A 3,349-nucleotide genomic window follows, 5' to 3' on the forward strand; every position below is an offset into this window, starting at 1 on the left:
GCTCCGGACGCAGCAATTCCTCGCTGGTCAGCACGTGGTCGCCGACGATGCGGCGTGTCTCGCGCACGCCGACCTGGGTCCCGAAGGCACGCAACTGCCCACCTCCGCAGCCCGGGACGCATTGCCGCAGGAACTGAGCCGCTTTCCAGGCCTGACGCCGGCCCTCGATCTCGGCGGCGCCGAGCGCCATCGCGTCCGTGGCGTCGATACCCAGACGGCTGATGTTGAACCAGCCGTCGTCGCTGAACGGATCACGGCTCGAATGCAAGGCAGCGCGTGCCAGATGCCCATCGTCGTAGCCGCGCCGTGCCAGGGCCGCGACTTCGGCCTTCGGCAGTGCGTCGAAACGCGCGAAGTCGATCGGTCCGAAGCGAAACATCATCGTGGCCGGCTGCAAGGCCTCGCCTTCGTCGAGCTCCAGGAACGTGGCGCCTGCCCGCTTGAGCGCATCGATATCGCCGGAAGCGTCGATCAGCACGCGCCCACGCAGCTCGACCACGCCTCCCTTGGTCAGCACGTGCACGCAATCGATATGTCGCCCACTCGCGCCGACGTCGAGCACGCTGGCGTGCAGGAGCGGGCGCACGCCGGCGTCCTGGACCATGTCGTCCAGTACCAGCTTGAGTACTTCGGGCGCGTACTCGACACGGTCCATCTTGTGGCCCGTCGACATCACGAAGCTCGCGTGCTTGCCGGCGCCGCCGTAGCGCCCGAGCCGCATCACCACTTCGTCGGCCAAACCCGCGACCACCCGGCGACCATTGGCGGTTTGCCAGCTGTTGAATTGGGCGACGGCGCCGGCCGTGGCATTGCCGCCAAGGAAACCGTAGCGTTCGACCAGCACCACCGACGCACCGGCGCGGGCGGCCGCAACCGCGGCCATCGCGCCGGCGACGCCGCCGCCGCAGACGACGACGTCCGAATCGATCGTCGAAGCAATGCCATAGCCGACGATCTTGTCTTTCATCATGAGTCCGCCTTGATGCCGCGCGCCTTGATCACCTGCTGCCAGCGTGCGCCTTCGGCCTTCAGGTACTGCGCCGTGGCCTCGCGTCCGCTGACGACAGGCTCGACGCTCAAGGCGGCGAAGCGTGTCTTCACGGTATCGGTCGCCAAGGCCTGCGTCAGCAACATTTCCAGGCGGGCGAGGCCCTCCTTGGGAATCGTGCCTTTTGGCGCGACCAACGCGGCCCAGCCTTGCACCTCGAGGCTGGGCTGCCCCAGCGATCGCAGTGTCGGCACGCCCGGCAGTTCGGCCACCGGCGCGGGTGAAGACACGGCCAAGGCGCGCAGGCGACCGGAGCGGATGTGCGTGATCACGCTGGGCAGGTTCAGGAACCCGCACGACACCAGCCCGCCGATCAGGTCGGGGAGCAGCGCGCTCTCGCCCTTGTAAGGAACACTGGTGATCGCGGTTTGCGTCTGGACCGCGAACAACTCGGCCGTCAGATGCGCCAGCGTGCCGTTGCCGCTATTGCCGGCGGTGACCGTGCCCGGCCGTGCCTTCGCCTCGGCGACCAGTTCAGCGAAGCTGCTAATCTGCGATGACGCAGGGACGACCAGGACCAGCGGCTGCGCCGACACCATGCCGACCGCGTCGAAGTCGCGGGCCACGTCGTAGCTGATGGACGGATTCAGCACCGGGTTGATCACCATGCTGTTGCTGCCCATCAGCAGCGTGTGGCCATCCCTGCTCTGCGCGGCGGCCATCACGCCGATGGCGCTGYCGGCGCCCGGCCGGTTCTCCACGATGACGCTTTGGCCGAGCTTTGGCGCCAGAACCTCGGCCAGCACGCGCGCCGAGCTGTCGGCGCCACCCCCTGGCGCGAACGGAACGATGATGCGCACCGTCTTGGTCGGCCATGCGTCGGCCGCCCAGCCAGGTCCAGCACGGACGGCGGTCAGGGCGAGCGCGACGGAGGAAAGCAAGGTGCGTCGGCTGACTGTCGGAAGGTGTGTATTCATTCGCGGTCTCCAGAATCTTGGCTTGTTCGATCGATCATAAGAACCCCCCACTTCACCCGCCAATACCAAGAACAGGCAATCCCATAACATCGGGTTATCCGGAGGCCCCATGAACTTGAGACAAATCGAGGTGTTCCGCGCTGTGATGCTGGCCGGCTCCGTCACCGACGCCGCGAGATTGCTTCATGTCTCGCAGCCCGGCATCAGCCGGATGCTCGCGCACATCGAGCTGCAACTGGGTCTGAGGCTGTTCGAGCGCAGGAAAGGACGGCTGCTGGCTACACCCGAGGCGCAGGCCCTCTACGCGGAGGTGTCCGAGGTGTATGGCGGCATCCGGAGGGTGTCGGAGCGCGCCGAGGAACTCAAGTCCGGTGCGCGGCTGTCGCTGCGCGTACTCGCCAGCCCGAGCACCGCGATAGTCGCCGTGCCACGCGCCGTGGCATCGCTGGCGAGCGAATATCCATCGGCCAGGATCTACCTCGAGACGCTGCCGACGCGCGAGATGCTGAGCCGTCTGACCAGCCGCGAAGCGGACGTCGCGATCTCGACCATCCCGACCGACAACGCGCTGCTGGCATCGAAGCCGGTGGGAAAGTGGCGCCTGGTCTGCGTGTTCCCCAGGGGTCATGCACTGTCGTCGAAACGCCTGCTGCATCCGCGCGACGTCCTGAACGAGCGTCTGATCTCGTTCAGTCGAGACACGCCGCAGGGCCGCATCATTGCCGACTGGTGCGCCAGCAGCAAGGCGGAGGCAGCGTCCTCGGTCGAGGTGCGCTCGGGGCAGATGGCCTGCGCACTGGCCGCCTGTGGTGCCGGCGTCGCGATCGTGGACGACCTGACGGCCCACGCCTTCCGCAGCGACGAACTGGATTTCCGGCCTATCGTCGGCAGTCCGTCGCTCGGCATCTACGCGCTCACGCACGAGGGCTTCGCGCCTTCGGTGCTGGGCACGCGGATGGTCGAACTGGCTGCTGCGTCGTTGAAACAAGTCGGGCGCGACTGAGCCCTGGGTCAACGCGCGGCGTGCTGGTAACCGACTCTTTGGGTCGGCGTCAGCGCACCGAAGCTCGGCCATGCCAGCAGCACGCCTTGCCGTTCCAGCGTGCGCTGGAAGTCGCCGAGATGGGCATCGTCGGCGCGCACTGCACGCGGTGGCACCTTGCGTGCCAGAGAGAACGCAGCCAGCGTGCCGGCAGCCTCGCCGACGCTCCACTCGGTCGCGTGCTCGCGATAGGCGCCGTTGGTAATGCGCGTGGTGCCCAGGTTCTTGCAGGCCGGCAGCAGGTTGTCGACGCGCACCGGGAGCAGCGCGCCGAGCGGGATCTGGAAGGGAAAGGAATCGATGTCGACCGTGTTGCGCCCGCGCGTGCTTGGATGCAGGTCG

General features: G+C 67.3%; 4 protein-coding genes. 1 reads left to right on the top strand and 3 read right to left on the bottom strand.

Going from position 1 to position 3,349, the window contains the following annotated elements; translation table 11 throughout:
• Together AC1DY5_RS48160 and AC1DY5_RS48165 are read right to left on the bottom strand one after the other, a co-directional pair.
• On the bottom strand, positions 1-970 hold a 970-nt coding region (locus tag AC1DY5_RS48160; protein ID WP_478121419.1), incomplete at its 3' end, for an FAD-dependent oxidoreductase.
• Positions 967-1,965 (bottom strand): Bug family tripartite tricarboxylate transporter substrate binding protein, encoded by a 999-nt coding sequence (locus AC1DY5_RS48165; RefSeq protein ID WP_478121420.1) that lies wholly within the window; start codon positions 1,963-1,965, stop codon positions 967-969. The genes AC1DY5_RS48165 and AC1DY5_RS48160, both read right to left, overlap by 4 nt.
• A gap of 109 nt (positions 1,966-2,074) precedes the next feature.
• On the opposite strand from AC1DY5_RS48165, the gene AC1DY5_RS48170 reads away from it, so the two are divergent.
• Complete coding sequence (locus AC1DY5_RS48170) at positions 2,075-2,968, top strand: LysR family transcriptional regulator (protein ID WP_478121421.1); 894 nt, start codon at positions 2,075-2,077, stop codon at positions 2,966-2,968.
• An 8-nt stretch (positions 2,969-2,976) separates the two neighbouring features.
• On the opposite strand, the gene AC1DY5_RS48175 is transcribed toward AC1DY5_RS48170, so the two are convergent.
• The coding region (locus AC1DY5_RS48175; protein ID WP_478121422.1) for an FAD-dependent oxidoreductase at positions 2,977-3,349 on the bottom strand (373 nt) is incomplete at its 5' end.

Source organism: Variovorax sp. P4_D9, assembly GCF_056401695.1.